This is a genomic window from Parageobacillus toebii NBRC 107807 (assembly GCF_003688615.2).
GTDB classification, from domain to species: domain Bacteria; phylum Bacillota; class Bacilli; order Bacillales; family Anoxybacillaceae; genus Parageobacillus_B; species Parageobacillus_B toebii.
The window spans coordinates 62,895-77,606 of record NZ_CP049703.1; the positions used below are offsets into that span (position 1 = coordinate 62,895).

Genomic DNA, 14,712 nt, shown 5'->3' on the forward strand with positions numbered 1-14,712 from the left:
GTACTTCTTGCTAACGAATCGCTTTCGCCACACGGCGGCGCATTTTTTTCATGGCACGATTGTTCATCAAACCGTTGCGTTGTGCAAATTGGTAAGCAGCAACTCCTAATCCTAACGCTAACAGAGAGGTCATTGTGCGATTCATGCTCGTTCCCTCCTAAAATTGGATCGTGCGCTCATGTTCATCAAACAAGTCATCTAGCGAGCTTAACGTTCCGTCTTCCTCGACTTGATGAGCATGAATAATTCCCTTCGAAACAGAAAGCTCGATAAAGCAATCCCAACAATAATATTGGTTGACACCAATTTTCCCTAAATTTTTACTTTTACAATTTGGGCAAATGAGCACAAACAGCCACTCTCCTTACATGGTCGTGTTTACAATAACCGCTTCTTCCCCTACCGTAAAAGGGACAGCGTCTACTCGCTTTTTTCCTTCCGTCAAATCGGCAAAAAAACCGTCTGTGATCTCATATCCTCCGATTATGCCCAATTGCCCATGAAAATATACATCTTCTAATAATCCGAGTTTTTTCCCATCCGCGGTAATCACCGGTTTTCCGGCAATTCCCCGCTCGCCGTAAAGAGAGTAGCCATTTTGGAAAGAGGAGAACGATTGTAAAAGCGCAGCATCATAAACGACAACTCCATCCGCTCCGATCGCTTGGATGCCGTCAAGCGGAAGATATCGATGGCGCGCAAGCCATCCTTTGCTTTCCACGATAAATCCTTGAACTTTCCCCGTATTGGTAAAACAAATATCACTTATTTTTCCAACAGTGTTTCCCGTTTTTTGTTCATATACGGGAAGACCTTTTAGATGTGAAAATGTCCGCAAAGATCTCTCCACCTTTCCAGACATGTTTAGCTTGGCTAGTCGTTCATAAAATCATACGGTGAAACGTTTTCCATTCCGATGTTCGCATCCTCCATCGGCAGTTCTCCTTCTGTAATCGGTGCAAGAGATCTTTGCAACTTTTCCGTTAACGTTGTTTGCCGAGCACCATCATCACTGCGGGCAATGCCTAACTTAAACGCTTCTTCTTCCCCACATAAAATTAAAAACTGTTTGCTTCTTGTCACCGCAGTATATAATAAATTTCTCTTTAACATGCGATAATAGCTTTTTACAACCGGCAAAATGACAATTGGAAATTCGCTTCCTTGCGATTTATGAATGGAACAACAATACGCATGTGTAATTTGCGACAAATCTTGCCGCGAATACGTTACCTCAATGCCATCAAAAGAAACAACGACTAAATCTTGTTTTTCCGTATTTTCTTTTGCGTAAAAAATGGCGACAATTTCACCGATATCACCATTAAATACATTGTCATCAGGCTGATTGACAAGCTGCAGCACCTTATCGCCAACCCGATACACTACATCGCCGACAGAAAGTTCCCGCTTTTTCTCTGATTTTGGATTAAACAAATCTTGCAACACTTGATTAAGGCGGTCAATTCCGGCAGGACCGCGATACATTGGCGCAAGCACTTGAATATCTTTTACTGCAAAGCCTTTTCTTCGCGCATTATCAGCAATTTGCCGGACGACTTCAGCAATTTGCCCTGTCTGACAGCGAATGAATGAGCGATCCGCCTTTTGTGCTGTTAAATCCGGGGGGATGACACCATTTTTCATTTGGTGCGCCAATTCAATAATCGATGAACCTTCCGCTTGCCGATATACTTCTGTTAGCCGAATGGTCGGGATGACACCCGCTTGTAATAAATCCTTTAATACTTGTCCAGGTCCAACGGATGGCAGCTGATCTTCGTCGCCGACGAGAATCACTTGCATGCCGTCCGGAATCGACTTAAATAGCTGATTGGCCAGCCACGTATCGACCATGGACATTTCGTCAACAATTAAGAGCTTCCCGCGAATCGGCTCATCCTCATCATGTGTAAAGCCTTCCGCGCCATTCCAGCCAAGCAAACGATGAATCGTAACAGCAGGCAATCCCGTTGCTTCACTCATTCTCTTTGCCGCCCTTCCTGTCGGCGCGGCAAGCAAAATCGGAAATGGGTGATCTTTCGTGTAATCTTTCGGATCGAGAGAAAGACCGTGCAAATCAGCGAAAATTTCTACGATTCCTTTAATCACCGTCGTTTTTCCTGTGCCAGGACCACCCGTCAAAATAAATAACGGGGAAGAAATCGCTTGTCGAATGGCTTCTTTTTGCAAGGGAGCATATTGAACGGATAAACGTTCCTCCAGCCTTCCGAGCGCTAATAAAAATTCCGATTCCGGAAACGTTATCACTGCTTCTGTTTGTTGCAAAAGACGTTTTACATTGGTTACGATTCCTTTTTCGGCAAAATAAAGGGATGGAATATAAAATTTTTCCTCTTCATTGATTAATTTTCCTTCCTCCGCAAGCATTAACAGCATTTGCTCGATGGCTTCCTCACTGATCGCTTCGCTTCGTTTCGCCTCCAAAAGCTGTTTCGCGCTTGTCATAAGCTGTTCTTTCGTCACATAAACATGCCCTTCTTGAAGACAATCCCGCTCTAACACAAACAAACAAGCAGCACGAATGCGAGCAGGATGGCTGCCGGAAATGCCAAGACGGTATCCTAATTCATCGGCGCGGCCAAATCCGATCCCTTCCACATCTTCGACAAGCTGGTATGGATTTTGCTGAATAACAGAAAGGGTTTCATCTTGATATACTTGGTAAATTTTCATCGACAATTGCGGACCAAAACCAAATTGAGAAAGAGCAATCATCGTTTGTTCTAACCCTTCATGGGCACGCAACGTATCATACAACTCTTTTGCTTTTTGTTTTGACAATTTCGGAACATCGTCCAATACGCTAGGATCCGCTAAAATTTTCGAAATAGCATTTTCGCCGAGCGCTTCGACGATCGCTTTTGCCGTTTTTTTCCCAATTCCTTTAAACAAATCGCTTGATAAGTAATGAATGATTCCGTCTTTTGTGTTTGGAAATTGTTTCCGGAAATGTTCCACAACATATTGCCGCCCGAACTTCGGGTGGTCGTGAAATTTTCCATAAAAAATATACGTATCATGCTCATTCATTTTGGGGAAATATCCAGTTACAACAACTTCTTGTTCATCATATGCTTCGTTCGTTTCCACCACTCGAACGCGAACGACGGAATATAAATTTGCTTCATTATGAAAAATCGTAGAAATATATGCCCCTTTAATAAACGATGTTTCCCCTAAAACAAACGATTCTTGTTGCTGCAATGGGAATCCCCTACCCCTTATTTCCTAACGCTTTTTCCATCATCTTTTTCCCATATCCCGCCAACAAATGGTCCGGCTGGATCTGAAGAGCGGTCGTAAACATTTCCATCGCTGTCTTTATATCATCTTTATAAGCATATATAACACCTAAATTATAATACGCATCTGCATGTCTGCTATCTAACTGAATCGTTTTCTGAAAATAATTCATCGCTTCATCAACAAATTCGAGTTGCGCAAGACATAGCCCAAGCTGAAATATCGCCTCGGTATCTTGTTCATTCAACTCCACCGCTCTCTGTAAATACGGAAGAGCAAGACGCGGTGCCTCTAAATGCATCAACGACATTCCAAGCATAAAAAAGGCGTCTCCATCGTTTAGCCCCTTTTGAATAGCTTGTTCAAACATATCCTTCGCCTGCGCAAATTGTTGACGCTTGTAATATACAGATCCTATCCCGTAATATGCGGTCGCCGCGTTGTTGTCGAGCTCAATCGCTTTTTTTGAAAAAATGGAGCGCTTTTTCCTCTTCTCCAGCACTGGCTAACACTGTTCCAAAATTAATGTAGCCAATCGGGTCATCCGGATTTTCCTCAATCGCATCATGAAAGCATTTTATCGCTTCTTCATAGTTTCCTTTTTGCATATGGGAAATTCCTATTTGATTTTTATCTTCCATTTTCCGTTCACTCCTTATATCAATTATAGCACATATGTTCGTAATTTTCTATCAATTTATAGAAAAACCCCAACCCACAATAGAGTTGAGGCTTTTTTTGGCTGTTTGGATTGCTTCTATTTTCTTCGTCCACAGCTTTCTTAGCTGCACAAACCGCCTTTCGTTTGTCTAGGCAACATACCAAAGTTTTTCTCCATTGCGGAATACTTCGTCTATCGTTCCGCCGCCGAGACATTCTTCACCATTGTAAAATACAACAGCTTGTCCCGGCGTAACAGCGCGAACCGGCTCATCAAAGACGACTTCTACTTTGTCATCGTCGATAATATGAACAGTAACACCTGTATCTGGCTGACGATAACGGAATTTTGCCGTGCATTGGAATGAATTTGTCGGTTTGCGGTCCGATACCCAGTTAACATTTGTCGCAATGAGCGAAGTCGAATATAAATATTCATTGTTGAATCCTTGTGCAACGTACAAAATATTTTCTTTTACATTTTTGCCAACGACAAACCATGGCTCGCCGCTTCCGCCAATGCCAAGACCGTGGCGCTGCCCGATTGTATAATACATCACTCCGTCATGCTTTCCTTTCACTTCACCGTCCAGTGTTTGCATAATACCTGGCTTCGCCGGCAAATAATTGCTTAAAAACTCTTTAAAATCGCGTTCGCCGATAAAGCAGATTCCCGTGCTGTCTTTTTTTGTCGCTGTGACAAGCCCAGCATCTTTAGCAATTTGCCGTACTTGCGCTTTTTCGAGATGCCCGATCGGAAACATCACTTTCGATAGTACCGACTGCCCTAATTGGTTCAAAAAATACGTTTGATCTTTATTTTGGTCAACACCGCGCAACATTTTATATTCGCCGTCGCGATACTCCACTCGCGCGTAATGCCCGGTCGCTACGTAGTCAGCGCCGATCGATAGCGCATGTTCTAAAAATGCTTTGAACTTAATTTCTTTGTTGCACATGACATCGGGATTCGGAGTGCGTCCAGCTTTATATTCATCCAAAAAATACGTAAACACTTTATCCCAATATTGTTTTTCAAAATTAACAGCGTAATATGGGATTCCAATTTGATTGCAGACGCGTACAACATCTTCATAATCTTCTGTCGCTGTGCAAACACCGTTTTCATCTGTGTCATCCCAGTTTTTCATAAAAATCCCGATGACATCGTATCCTTGTTGTTTTAAAAGCAACGCCGCTACCGATGAATCAACGCCGCCTGACATGCCGACAACAACGCGCGTATCTTTTGGGGCTTTGTTCATTTTGTTCACCACCTTATCTACTCATTTGTTAATCTCTTCACAATTTTTACTGTTTCCGATGCCGCACGTTCAATCTGTTCTTTCGTATTGCCTAAACCAAAACTAAAGCGAACGGAAGAACGAATGCGTTCCGATTCCTTGCCAAACATCGCCACAAGCACGTGCGATGGATCGATCGATCCAGCAGTGCATGCAGAACCGCTTGAAGCTGCTATCCCCGCCAAATCAAGATTGACAAGCATGGATTCCACGTTCGTTCCAGGAAATGCGACATTGACGATATGTGGCAAACAATGATCTTGATTTCCGTTAACATAATAAGAAATGCCTGACTCCGCAAAAATAGACAGCATCGCCTCTCTCATCGAACGGTACTCCTGTTGCTTATGGTTCATTGTCTCTTGGGCAATTTCCACCGCTTTAGCAAATCCAACGATGCCGGCTACATTTTCGGTTCCAGCGCGACGCTTCCGCTCTTGTTCTCCGCCATAAAAAAGCGGGGACAGTTTTACCGTTTCACGGACATATAAAGCGCCAATTCCTTTAGGACCATTTATTTTATGGGAAGAAACAGACAACAAATCAATATGATAATCGTTCACATCAATCGGAACGAGTCCATACGCTTGCACCGCGTCTGTATGAAAGTAAGCTTGATGATCCTTTAATAATTCGCCAATCTCGCCAATAGGCTGCAGCACGCCTACTTCGTTGTTGGCAAACATGATGGATACAAGAATCGTGTCATCACGGAGCGCTGCTTTTACATCTGCCAATGAAACGTTCCCTTTTTCATCAACAGGGAGATAAGTTACTTCAAACCCTTGTTTTTCTAAATACTCACATGCGCGCAATACAGCATGATGCTCAATCATCGTTGTAATAATATGGCGTCCTCGATGACGATTCGCCATCGCCGTTCCGATGAGCGCAATATTATCCGCTTCCGTTCCTCCGCTTGTGAAAATGATTTCTGATTCTTTCGCACCGATGCTTTTTGCTACTACAGTTCTTGCTTCATCGACTGCCTGACGGCTTTGTCTTCCGAAATAATGAATGCTTGACGGATTTCCAAACACTTCGGTCATAAACGGAATCATGCGCTCCACTACATCTGGATGAACAGGAGAGGTAGCGGCATGATCCAAATAAATTCGGTCCAATGATCATTCTCCTTTCAACTTTAAATATAAAACATGTATGCACCCTCATCGCCTTCACTATATTTCGCTAAATCTTCCAATGTCGTGTTGTCCAACACTTCCTCTACGGCATTACGAATGCGAATCCATAATTCGCGTTTTGCCGGTTCTTCCTCATCTAGCTCTTCCACAGGAGTAATTGGCCCTTCTAATACACGAATAACGTCCCCGGCAGTAATTTTAGCCGGATGATCTGCAAGCACGTACCCGCCATATGCTCCGCGGATACTTTTGACAAGCCCGGCATTCCTCAGCGGTGTAACAAGCTGTTCAAGATAATGTTCAGATAAATTGTTCGCCTTTGCAATGGAGCGTAACGAAATTGGGCGATCTCCATACTTTTTTGCGAGTTCAATCATAATCGTTAATCCATATCTACCTTTTGTTGAAATCTTCATCTTACTCCCCCTAACGATTTATAAACCATGTGTTTCAATATCAACTCGTCTTACTAATATCCATTCTGCCATACGCTGGCATTGCGGCAAAGCAACGCCGGCTACAGACCCAATCATAATGCAAAATATTAATGTTCCAATCGATACTGGCCCGCCTAAAATCCAGCCGATAAAAAGAACAAATGCTTCCATCGCAATCCGTATATATTGCACTTTCCACCCTGTTAATTCCGTCAATGCAAGCATTAAGCTGTCACGCGGACCTGCTCCTATATTAGCTGAAATATATATTCCCATTCCATAACCCGTAATAACAATCCCAACAAGCAGCATAACAAACTTGCCGATTAATGTATTTGGGACTTGTAAATACGGAATCATCATATACAAATCAATAAATATACCGACGAAAATCATATTGAGAAAAGCGCCAATTCTCGGAAGTTGTTTTAAAAGTAAAGCAGAAATCGTTAAAACCACAAGGCCGACAATAATCGACCACGTTCCAATCGTCAATCCAAAATTCCGGTATAATCCGATATGCAGTACATCCCATGGCGCGCACCCGACATTCGCTTTAATCGTTAATACGATGCCGAACGACATAATCAATAGCCCGATAAAATAAATAGCCCATCGGAAAATAGATGCATATTCGCGATGAGAATGGGCCATATTCTCACCCCATCATAAATGAAATAAGCAAATCGATTGTCATTATATCATAAAATTTCGTTTCCTTCATTGCCGGAATTTATTTCGTTGTTTTAACTGTTCTAACCGTTCATACACTTTCGCATAATATTTTTCCTCTCCGTTTTCCTTCGGTGAGTAATATTTCACTCCTGCCAATTCATTTGGCAAATATTGTTGAAAAACCCAACCATTTGGATAATCATGCGGATATTGATACCCTTTTCCATGTCCGAGCACGCTTGCCCCTTTATAATGAGCATCTTTTAAATGATCAGGAATATCTCCGATTTTTCCATTGCGTACATCATCAATCGCGGCATCAAGCGCCTTATAGGCAGAATTCGATTTCGCGCTTAAACATAACTCGATCGTAACCACAGCAAGTGGAATTCTCGCTTCAGGAAGCCCTAATCGTTCAACCGCTTCAATCGCCGCTTGTACTTTCACTCCCATCATCGGATTTGCCAGCCCAATATCTTCGTACGCAATAACAAGAAGCCGCCGGCAAACAGCCGCCAAATCCCCTCCTTCCAGCAAACGAGCTAAATAATGCAGCGCCGCGTCCACGTCACTGCCACGAACACTTTTTTGGAACGCGGATAAAAGCGAATAATACGCATCCCCTTTCTTATCATGGGTAAATCCTCGATTTTCCACAAATTCTCTTACCGTTTGTTCAGCAACACGAATTTGACCGTCGTTTTCCGAAGCATATACAATTGCTTCTAACAGATTCAACGCTAAACGGGCATCCCCACCGGACGATTCCGCAATCATGGAAAGCAAACGTTCCTCCATATCAATCGAAAGTTTTCCTAATCCTCTGTCACGATCATGCAAAGCTCGCTGTAAAAGTATAAGAATATCGGCAGGCTCAAGACGCTTTAACTGTTTTATTTGCCCGCAGCGGCTGCGGATGGCTGGGTTCACTTCATGAAACGGATTTTCCGTTGTAGCGCCGATGAGCGTAATCAGCCCTTGCTCGATGTGGGGAAGCAAATAATCTTGCTGCGCCTTGTTAAAACGGTGAATTTCATCAATAAATAAAATAACGTTTCCCGTCAGTTTCGCCGTTTCCACTACTTCTTCCAGCTCTTTTTTTCCGGAAGTCGTAGCATTAACCGCGAAAAAATCACGCTGAACGGTTCCAGCAATCGCATGCGCCAACGATGTTTTTCCCACCCCCGGCTCACCATATAAAAGCAGCGAAGGAACGTACCCATTTTTAATCATTTTATATAATGCGGTATGCGGACCAATAATATGTTGTTGTCCGACAATCTCGTCAATGTTCCGCGGTCTCATCCGAACAGAAAGCGGTTCTGAAGTAAACAACATGTGGCATCCCTCTCTAACAGCATAAATACCCCATCATCCCCTGCCTACTTTGGTCCAAGCAGGAGATGAAGATTTCTTCGCTTCAACTTGATGAAAACGATCGCCATAACAAAAGTTCCCTGTTGCGTACAGAGAACTTTTATGGGGCAAAATAGTGATCGATGGCAGTTTTTAATTCTTCCCATAACGGCACCTGCCGTCGCTCCAAATAAAGCAATAACGCTTCAACAATAAATTTTCTCACTTCGTCTGCCTCACTAAACTCTTGCTTTAACGCCTCTAGCGAGCGGCCAACATCCTCTTCCACCCCACCGTTTCTCTGTAACATTTCGATCATTTGGTGAATGCAATCGATAATTTGCTGCCGTTTCCGGTGTTTATTGGCTTGTTCGACACAAAGATAATCGTGCATGACTTCCATCGTTAACAAAGGCTCTTCTCTTTCTGACATACTCGCTACAATCGCGTCCATTCGTCGAAGTAAAAACGGCGCCATCTTCGACAGATGAAGCTCTTTTCGGTCAATCGCTATGTAAAACAAATATTCTTTCAGCATCCCGTTTAGCATCGTCGCGCAGTCTAGTGAAAAGTTGCTCACTTTTTCTCCGTATATTTCTTCGATTGCTTGTCGATACCAATTGAGCATTTTCGCTCGAATAAGAAAAACAAGTTGACGAATTTCATCATTGACTTTCACCGCTTGTTCTCCCATATGCATCTGCACGAGTTCTTTATGGCGATAAAATTCTTCTATTTGAATCGATAGCTGCTTTTCAAATTTTTCCCGCGCTGATAATGTTTCATCATGAGCAATATCACTAATTTTTTGAAATAAGACATCATAGTGATAACGAAAAATAGAAACGGCGATTTCTTCTTTTGATTTAAAATAATTATAAATCGAGCCTTTCGCCATTCCGCACTGTTCAGCGATTTCCTGCATCGACGTGGCATGATATCCTTTTTGCGCAAATAATTTCATTGCCGCTTGAATAATTTCTTCTTTTCTATTCAATGTTTTCTCCTTCCTTATTTATCATTAATGTTATTATAATGGATTTCCTCGTGAAAAAAAACGAAACACACATAAGGAAAGGACGGCTCAACAAAACGAGCCATCCTTTGTTCACTGTTTTATTCGTTCCGCTTTCGCTTGACGAATAAAGAATAACTCATACATAACCGGAATGAGAATCAACGTTAACAAGGTCGAAGAGGTGAGACCGCCGATGACGGTAATCGCCAATCCTTTGGAAATCAATGTTCCAGACTCCTTAGTCAGCGCCAATGGGATAAGAGCAGCCACTGTCGCAAACGCCGTCATTAAAATCGGGCGCAAACGCGTTTTTCCGGCTTCAATAATCGCTTCGCGAACTGTCATTCCTTTTTGTTCACGGTTTTGTCCAATCCGATCGACAAGGACAATGGCGTTCGTCGTTACAATTCCAATTAACATTAATAATCCAATCATAACGCTGATAGACAGCGGCTCTTTCGCGATATATAGACCTAGAAGCGAGCCAATCGGCACGAAAATAAGGGATGACAGAATGATAAACGGAATGCGCGCTTTTCCAAACGTGACGAGCATCGTAATATACACAAGACCGATGGCGATCAGCATGGCCATGCCAAGCTCTTGAAATGTTTGCACCGTCTCGTCGCTGCCGCCTCCGCCTTCTAGCGAAACATCATTCGGCAAGTCAAGATCGTTTTTCACATGGCGGATCACATCGTTCGTGACCTTTTGAATGTTGTCGCCAACAATTTGCGCTGATACGCGGGCAAACACTTTCCCGTCCAATTTTTGAATCGACGTATACGTATCCACTTCTTTGACGGACGCTAGTTCAGAGACGGGAACAAATCCTCGTTTCGTAAAGATTACCGTATTCTTTAGTTCGTCTACGGAATCAAGATTCTGATTATACGATAATTGAACCGTCCGCTCTGTTCCGTCTAGTTTTAATTCCCCAACTTCCACCGATTTCGTTGCATCAGCGATCGTTCCCATTATTTGAAAACCGGAAACCCCGTACGCCGCTGCTTTTTCCGGATCAATATCGATAATGATTTGCTTTTGCTTTTCAGAGAAATTGTTTGTTACATATTTCAAATCTTTTCGTTGATTTAAATATGTTTCTACTTGTTTTGCCGCCTTTTGCAGAGAAGTTAAATTCGTAGAGTACAAATCAATATCAATATTGTTATTTGACGGCGGTCCGCCGACATCCATTTCACGCACGTCCAATTTCGTCCCTGGCGCTTCTGTTTCTACGATTTCTTTCATGTTTTTTTCAAGCTTTTTCATAAATGATGCAACTGGGACATTATCTTTTAAGTTGATAAAATAGTTTGCTTGGTTTTGCCGCTTTAATCCAGTGCGAAAATCACGGCTGCCAATCGCTGCGGTCACGTCCTTAATTTCTTTTTGCTCATCAAACATGTTTTCAATTTTTAATGATACATCGTTCGTTTTTTCGAGCGATGTAGAAGACGGAAGTTCAATGCTTGCGACAAGCGTCTTCTGCTCTTCATTCGGCAAGAAGGTAAATCCCAATGCCGGCACAAGCGCAAACGAACCTCCAAGCAACACAACGGATAGCGCCAAAATCATCGCCTTGCGGTTCAATGACCATGCAATGATTTGCCCGTAGACACGTTGAAGAACCCCTTCTTTTTCTTCTGGCGGAACTTTTTTGAACGAAAATTTCGCCAAAATTGGTACGATCGTAACAGCAACGATTAAAGACATGAACAGGGCGAATACAATCGTTAACGCAAACGGCAAGAAAAATTCACCCGTAATTCCACCGACAAAACCGAGCGGCAAAAAGACAACAACGGTCGTAATCGTCGATGAGGTAATCGCTTTTAATATTTCTTTTGTCGAATCTTCAATCAGTTCATCCGTCATCCCAGTTTTCGCCTTGCGGACGCGGCGGAAAATATTTTCAATCACGACGATGCTGTCATCGACCACACGCCCTACCGCTACCGCCATTCCTCCAAGCGTCATGACGTTTAAGGAAATATCCATCCGATTCAAGAAAATGGAAGCCACTAATAATGAAAGTGGAATCGAAACGATAGCGATGATCGTCGCGCGAACGTTGCGCAAAAACACAAGCACAGAGATAGATGCAAACAGCGCTCCTAACAATCCTTCACGGACAAGCGATTCGACCGATTTTTTAATTCCTTCCGCGGAATCAAAACCAATCGTGTAATCGAATTGGTCCTTATACGAATCAAGCACATGAATCACTTTGTCCGCCACTTCCACCGTATTGGCGTCTTGCTTTTTCGTAACCGCCATTGACAATGATTCTTTTAAATTGTAACGGGTGAACTCCGACCGATCGGCGACTGTTTCGATTGTTGCGATGTCCTTTAACTTGATCGCTGGTTTGATTTGTGGCGCATCAGGCGATGATTGTACGAACGGCGATGTCAGCGTCATATTTTCGAGTTCTTTCACTGTTTCCAGCTTTTCCTGCACACGAATAGGAATTTGCAAAGCATCGGTATGGACGCTGCCAGCGGGAAAAGAAATGTATTTTTCGTTAATTTGATCTTTAATTTGCGACAGCGTTAACCCCGCCTGCAGTGCTTTTTGTTTATCGACAGTAATTTGTACGACCTCTTCCTTCATTCCTCCGACAGACACGGAATTAATCCCGTTAATTTTATTTAACTCAGGAATTACTTCGCTTTCTAATATTTTTTGCAAGTCCACATCTTTTTTGGCAAATAAGGAAATATTAAAAATAGGGAGAGTCCCAAACGAAAAACGATTTATTTTCGTTTGAACATTTTCTGGAAGCTTTGCGTCTTTGATTAATGTATCTACTTGGCGTTCCACTTCATCCATATCCGTATGAAACGGAAATTCAAGATTAATAATGGCAATGCTCTCATACGAAGAGCTTTGCATCTGCTTTAGCCCCTCAATGGACTTTAGTTTTTCCTCCAGCTTGGAAGTCACTTGATCGTTAATATCTTGCGGCGATGCGCCTGGATAAACGATTTCAATCGATAGCTGCGGAAACTCAATGTTTGGAAGCAAATCTACCTTCAAAGAGGAAAAAGAATATATCCCCCCAACAATAAGCAAAAAAGAAATAATGAATATGGCAGCAGCATTTTTTAAGCTAAACTTTGTTAAAAAATTCATCTTTTCCCCTCTCTTTCATTGATTTTACGACCAATCATTCAAATCATATTCCAACCGACCAGTCGTAATAATGCAGATCAATTATAAAAGATTCCTTATAAACTTTCAATTGGATGAAATGTAAAAAAATATAAAGTTTAAATTTGCTAATAAGAGGAAAGACTATAATCTATCTAAATCTATTTGCGGGGTGTAGGGAAATGAAAACACGACAAGATGCTTGGACACATGAAGAAGACGTTATATTGGCGGAAACGGTATTGCGGTATATTCGTGAAGGGGGAACACAACTTGCTGCGTTTGAAGAAGTTGGAGATCGCCTGAATCGGACAGCGGCAGCATGCGGATTCCGCTGGAACGCTGAAGTACGAAAGCGATACGTGGAAGCAATTGAATTAGCAAAAAAACAGCGAAAAGAACGGAAGCGAGCATTAGAACAAGCGAAAAAAATGCAGCGATCAGAAAATAAAGCACAGCCGCTTTCTACCAATTTCGTCTCTTTCCAACAAGAAACATCCGCTTTTCTTACAGAACCTTCCATTACGCTCGATCAATGCATTGCTTTTTTACAGACATTAAAATCTGATTATGAGCGTTCCGAAACGATCCAAATGGAAAATGAACGGTTAAAAAATGAAAATGCACAATTGCGGACGCGCAACGAGGAACTGCAAAAAAAATTAGAGCGTCTTGAAGAACAACAATCCACTATTAAAGAAGATTACGAGGCATTAGTAAAAATTATGGAACGCGCTCGCAAACTGATCGTAGATGAAGAATATGGCGTACATCCAGCCCATATTTTCCGAATGGATAAAAACGGAAATCTAGAACACATCGCCCAATCCTGATAAAAACGTCGCAGAATGTTTTCTGCGACGTTTTTATTCTTCGCCAACCCGATAAATTTTAATATCTTTCAATAGTTCACGTACAACGTATGAAGCCATAATAAGCCCCGCTACCGATGGAACAAATGCATTCGAAGATGGCGGCATTTGCGCTTTGCGAATTGGAGATTGGTCATTCCCTACCACTTTACGGACATCTTCGCGAATAATAATTGGCTTTTCATCAGAAAACACAACTGGAATACCGCTCCGAATCCCTTCTTTACGCAATTTGGAGCGAATTATCTTTGCGATCGGGTCCGTATGGGTTTTCGAAATATCCACGATGCGGAAGCGTGTCGGATCCATTTTATTGGCTGCGCCCATGCTCGAAATAATCGGGATATTGCGCTTTAAACATTCTTTCATTAAATGGACTTTATATATGATCGTATCGGAAGCATCAATAACAAAATCAAGATCATAGCTAAAAAATTGCTCATATGTTTCTTCTGTATAAAACATTTGCAAAGCGATGACTTCACATTCCGGATTGATATCAGCAATTCGTTCTTTCATTAATTCCACTTTCGGACGGCCAATGGTGGAAAGAAGCGCATGAATTTGCCGGTTAATATTTGTAATATCAACATTATCCCGATCTACAAGAACAAGGCGTCCGATGCCGGAACGCGCCAACGCCTCAACAGCAAAGGAACCGACTCCGCCGACGCCAAGAACGGCAACCGTTGCATTTTTTAATTTTTCCAATCCTTCTTTTCCTATTGCTAATTCGTTCCGCGAAAATTGGTGTAACATGTATATCCCCCGTCACATAAATATTGCTTCCATAACGCTTTTTATCCTACAATAACAATT

At 42.3% G+C, this 14,712-nt stretch carries 13 protein-coding genes and 1 pseudogene; 1 reads left to right on the forward strand and 13 read right to left on the reverse strand.

Annotated features, from left to right (window positions below; genetic code table 11):
• Positions 1 to 10: 10 nt before the first annotated feature.
• The 12 genes and pseudogenes from DER53_RS00355 to DER53_RS00410 all read right to left on the reverse strand — a co-directional run bounded on the left by DER53_RS00355 (position 11) and on the right by DER53_RS00410 (position 13,003).
• On the reverse strand, positions 11 to 145 hold the full coding sequence (locus tag DER53_RS00355) for a YrzQ family protein (RefSeq protein ID WP_015864600.1): 135 nt from the start codon (positions 143 to 145) through the stop codon (positions 11 to 13).
• 12 nt (positions 146 to 157) lie between these two features.
• On the reverse strand, positions 158 to 349 hold the full coding sequence (locus DER53_RS00360) for a hypothetical protein (protein WP_015864601.1): 192 nt from the start codon (positions 347 to 349) through the stop codon (positions 158 to 160).
• Positions 350 to 364: 15 nt separating this feature from the next.
• Positions 365 to 838: a PRC-barrel domain-containing protein gene (locus tag DER53_RS00365; RefSeq protein WP_062677180.1), complete on the reverse strand. Its 474-nt coding sequence runs from the start codon at positions 836 to 838 to the stop codon at positions 365 to 367.
• 35 nt (positions 839 to 873) lie between these two features.
• Entirely contained in the window at positions 874 to 3,228 is a 2,355-nt protein-coding gene (gene recD2 / locus DER53_RS00370) for an SF1B family DNA helicase RecD2 (protein ID WP_062753002.1), read from the reverse strand.
• Positions 3,229 to 3,238: 10 nt separating this feature from the next.
• Positions 3,239 to 3,908, reverse strand: a pseudogene (locus DER53_RS00375) (tetratricopeptide repeat protein).
• Between the two features lie 168 nt (positions 3,909 to 4,076).
• Positions 4,077 to 5,192, reverse strand: coding sequence for a tRNA 2-thiouridine(34) synthase MnmA (mnmA, locus tag DER53_RS00380; RefSeq protein WP_015864605.1), 1,116 nt, complete (start codon positions 5,190 to 5,192; stop codon positions 4,077 to 4,079).
• A 17-nt stretch (positions 5,193 to 5,209) separates the two neighbouring features.
• Positions 5,210 to 6,355, reverse strand: coding sequence for a cysteine desulfurase family protein (locus tag DER53_RS00385; RefSeq protein ID WP_015864606.1), 1,146 nt, complete (start codon positions 6,353 to 6,355; stop codon positions 5,210 to 5,212).
• Between the two features lie 20 nt (positions 6,356 to 6,375).
• Positions 6,376 to 6,792 (reverse strand): cysteine metabolism transcriptional regulator CymR, encoded by a 417-nt coding sequence (gene cymR / locus DER53_RS00390; RefSeq protein ID WP_015864607.1) that lies wholly within the window; start codon positions 6,790 to 6,792, stop codon positions 6,376 to 6,378.
• A gap of 18 nt (positions 6,793 to 6,810) precedes the next feature.
• Positions 6,811 to 7,467 (reverse strand): YczE/YyaS/YitT family protein, encoded by a 657-nt coding sequence (locus DER53_RS00395; RefSeq protein ID WP_015864608.1) that lies wholly within the window; start codon positions 7,465 to 7,467, stop codon positions 6,811 to 6,813.
• A 66-nt stretch (positions 7,468 to 7,533) separates the two neighbouring features.
• Positions 7,534 to 8,826, reverse strand: coding sequence for a replication-associated recombination protein A (locus tag DER53_RS00400; RefSeq protein ID WP_062753003.1), 1,293 nt, complete (start codon positions 8,824 to 8,826; stop codon positions 7,534 to 7,536).
• Between the two features lie 139 nt (positions 8,827 to 8,965).
• Complete coding sequence (locus DER53_RS00405; RefSeq protein ID WP_062753005.1) at positions 8,966 to 9,841, reverse strand: TetR/AcrR family transcriptional regulator; 876 nt, start codon at positions 9,839 to 9,841, stop codon at positions 8,966 to 8,968.
• 111 nt (positions 9,842 to 9,952) lie between these two features.
• Positions 9,953 to 13,003: an efflux RND transporter permease subunit gene (locus DER53_RS00410; RefSeq protein WP_062753007.1), complete on the reverse strand. Its 3,051-nt coding sequence runs from the start codon at positions 13,001 to 13,003 to the stop codon at positions 9,953 to 9,955.
• Between the two features lie 200 nt (positions 13,004 to 13,203).
• Here DER53_RS00410 and DER53_RS00415 point away from each other — a divergent pair, with 200 nt between their 5' ends.
• A complete protein-coding gene (locus tag DER53_RS00415; protein ID WP_062753008.1) occupies positions 13,204 to 13,854 on the forward strand; it encodes an RsfA family transcriptional regulator in 651 nt (216 codons plus the stop codon).
• Between the two features lie 33 nt (positions 13,855 to 13,887).
• Here DER53_RS00415 and DER53_RS00420 read toward each other — a convergent pair whose 3' ends face one another.
• Entirely contained in the window at positions 13,888 to 14,652 is a 765-nt protein-coding gene (locus DER53_RS00420) for a tRNA threonylcarbamoyladenosine dehydratase (protein ID WP_062677171.1), read from the reverse strand.
• Positions 14,653 to 14,712: the final 60 nt, after the last annotated feature.

Bases quoted from the DNA above. Each gene is read 5' to 3' on its own strand.
- DER53_RS00355 (WP_015864600.1), bottom strand. From the start codon at position 145: ATGAATCGCACAATGACCTCTCTGTTAGCGTTAGGATTAGGAGTTGCT.
- mnmA (WP_015864605.1), bottom strand. From the start codon at position 5,192: ATGAACAAAGCCCCAAAAGATACGCGCGTTGTTGTCGGCATGTCAGGC.
- cymR (WP_015864607.1), bottom strand. From the start codon at position 6,792: ATGAAGATTTCAACAAAAGGTAGATATGGATTAACGATTATGATTGAA.
- DER53_RS00395 (WP_015864608.1), bottom strand. From the start codon at position 7,467: ATGGCCCATTCTCATCGCGAATATGCATCTATTTTCCGATGGGCTATT.
- DER53_RS00400 (WP_062753003.1), bottom strand. From the start codon at position 8,826: ATGTTGTTTACTTCAGAACCGCTTTCTGTTCGGATGAGACCGCGGAAC.
- DER53_RS00410 (WP_062753007.1), bottom strand. From the start codon at position 13,003: ATGAATTTTTTAACAAAGTTTAGCTTAAAAAATGCTGCTGCCATATTC.
- DER53_RS00415 (WP_062753008.1), top strand. From the start codon at position 13,204: ATGAAAACACGACAAGATGCTTGGACACATGAAGAAGACGTTATATTG.
- DER53_RS00420 (WP_062677171.1), bottom strand. From the start codon at position 14,652: ATGTTACACCAATTTTCGCGGAACGAATTAGCAATAGGAAAAGAAGGA.